The following is a 2,279-nucleotide window of genomic DNA, read 5'->3' as shown; positions in this document are numbered from 1 at the left end:
CTATGTCCAAAAACAAAAAGAATGCGACAGAAAGTGCAGAAACTAAGGCAGAAAAAAATTTTAGCGATCCACAATACTACTTTAATAGAGAATTTAGTTGGTTAGAGTTTAACCGTAGAGTTTTATCTGAAGGTTTAGACCCCCGTACTCCCTTATTAGAGCGTTTAAAGTTTTTAGGAATTTTTAGTTCTAATTTAGATGAATACTTCATGGTCAGAGTAGCAATTCTGAAAAAACAAATAGAAGCTGAAGTAAATAAATTAACTCCAGACGGTCGTACCCCCCAAAAACAACTTGATGGGATTAATCAAAGACTATTGCCAATGGTTTCTTTACAACATCAATTCTTTGAGAAAACTTTACGACCAGAGTTAGTAAAAAATGGCATTCATATCCTCAATTATATAGACCTCAATCAAAAACAAAAAACATACTTACAAAACTATTTTGAAGAACATATATTTCCTGTACTAACACCTTTAGCTATTGATGCTAGTCACCCTTTTCCATATCTATCTAATCTCAGTTTAAACTTAGCAGTAATGCTGAAAAATCCAGAAACTCAGGAAGATTTATTAGCCAGAATCAAAGTTCCCAAAATATTACCTCGGTTTTTACCCTTGCCAGAAAAACTACAGGTGCAAGAAAAGAATGAAACTGTACATTGGATGGGAGTGACTCTCGAACAAGTCATTGCTCATAACTTGGGTGCTCTGTTTCCTGGTATGGATATCCAGGAATATCATCTATTTCGGGTTACTCGTGATGCCGATCTATCAGTGCAAGAAGATGAAGGTGATGACTTGCTATTGGTAATTGAAAAAGAACTGCAAAAACGCCGTATTGGTGGTACCGTAGTGAGAATGGAAATTAATTCAACAATGCCTAGTACATTAAAAAAGATATTAATGGAAAAGTTGGAGCTATCAGAAAAGGATGTATACACAGTAGATGGATTACTTGATTTAAAAGATTTGATGTCATTCATGGGGTTACCATTACCACAACTCAAAGATCCAAATTGGGCATCTACTATCCCATCACGGTTGCGAAATCATGGCGATCGCATAGCAACTTCTGACCAGAATAAGAATAATGGCATAGACTTTTTTGCAGTCATTCGCCAGAAAGATGTATTGGTACATCATCCATATCACTCTTTTGCAAGTACGGTACAAAGTTTCATTACTCAAGCTGCCCACGATCCTAATGTGTTGGCAATTAAGATGACTCTCTACCGTACTTCTGGAGATTCACCTATTATCAATGCTTTAATTGCTGGAGCAGAAAATGGCAAACAAGTAGCAGCATTGGTGGAATTGAAAGCAAGATTTGATGAAGAAAATAATATTCAGTGGGCGCGGAAGTTAGAACAATCTGGCGTTCACGTTGTTTATGGTTTAGCAGGTCTGAAGACTCATACGAAAATTGTGATGGTGGTGCGTCAGGAAGAAGGTCATATCCGTCGCTATGTTCATATTGGCACTGGTAACTATAATCCCAAAACAGCTAAATTTTATACTGATTTAGGTTTATTTAGCAGTCGCCCAGAGTTAGGAGCAGATTTAACAGATTTGTTTAATTTCTTGACAGGATATTCGCGCCAGCAGTCTTATCGGAAATTGTTGATAGCTCCTGTAAATATGCGCGATCGCTTTATTAAGCTCATTAATCGTGAAATTGAGAATTGCCAAAAAGGAAAAACAGGTCGCATTGTTGCTAAGATGAATTCTTTGGTGGACTCGAAAATAATTGCTAAGTTATACGAAGCTTCTCAAGCAGGGGTGAAAATTGATTTGATTGTTCGAGGTATTTGCTGTCTGCGTCCTGGTTTAGAGAGTGTAAGTGAAAATATTAAGGTAGTAAGTATTATTGGGCGTTATTTAGAACATTCTCGTATTTTCTACTTTTATAATAATGCTCAAGAGGAGGTATATATTGGTTCTGCGGACTGGATGCCTCGTAATCTTGACCGTCGGGTAGAAGCTATTACTCCTATTGAAGATCCTGACTTAACGAAAGAGCTGCAAGAGATTATGGGTATTCTGTTATCTGACAACCGTCAAGCTTGGGATTTACAATCAGATGGTCAGTATATTCAGCGTCGCCCTGTTGATAATTCTCCAGAATTGGGTTCTCATAAAATTTTGATGGAAACATCAATCAATAATTAGATATAGGCACTAGACATCTCCTCCAAAAGAGGGAGTAGGCAGCTTTGCTGTAGGCAGTAGGGAACCCACCCCTCGCCCCTCCCCCTCCCAGGAGGGGAAAGAATT

The 2,279-nt window shown here is 37.8% G+C and carries 1 protein-coding gene; it reads left to right on the top strand.

Annotated elements, in window-relative coordinates:
- Positions 1-2: 2 nt before the first annotated feature.
- Entirely contained in the window at positions 3-2,174 is a 2,172-nt protein-coding gene (gene ppk1 / locus F6K13_RS29240) for a polyphosphate kinase 1 (protein ID WP_124142904.1), read from the top strand.
- Positions 2,175-2,279 lie beyond the last annotated feature (105 nt).

The sequence above is a fragment of the Okeania sp. SIO2B9 genome (genome assembly GCF_010672505.1).
In the GTDB taxonomy this organism is placed as follows: domain Bacteria; phylum Cyanobacteriota; class Cyanobacteriia; order Cyanobacteriales; family Microcoleaceae; genus Okeania; species Okeania hirsuta.
The sequence above is the reverse complement of the archived record's forward strand: the minus strand, read 5'-3'. Positions and strand labels throughout refer to the sequence as shown.

What these genes read in the sequence shown, in the direction of transcription:
- ppk1 (WP_124142904.1), top strand. Translation starts at nt 3, where the DNA reads ATGTCCAAAAACAAAAAGAATGCGACAGAAAGTGCAGAAACTAAGGCA.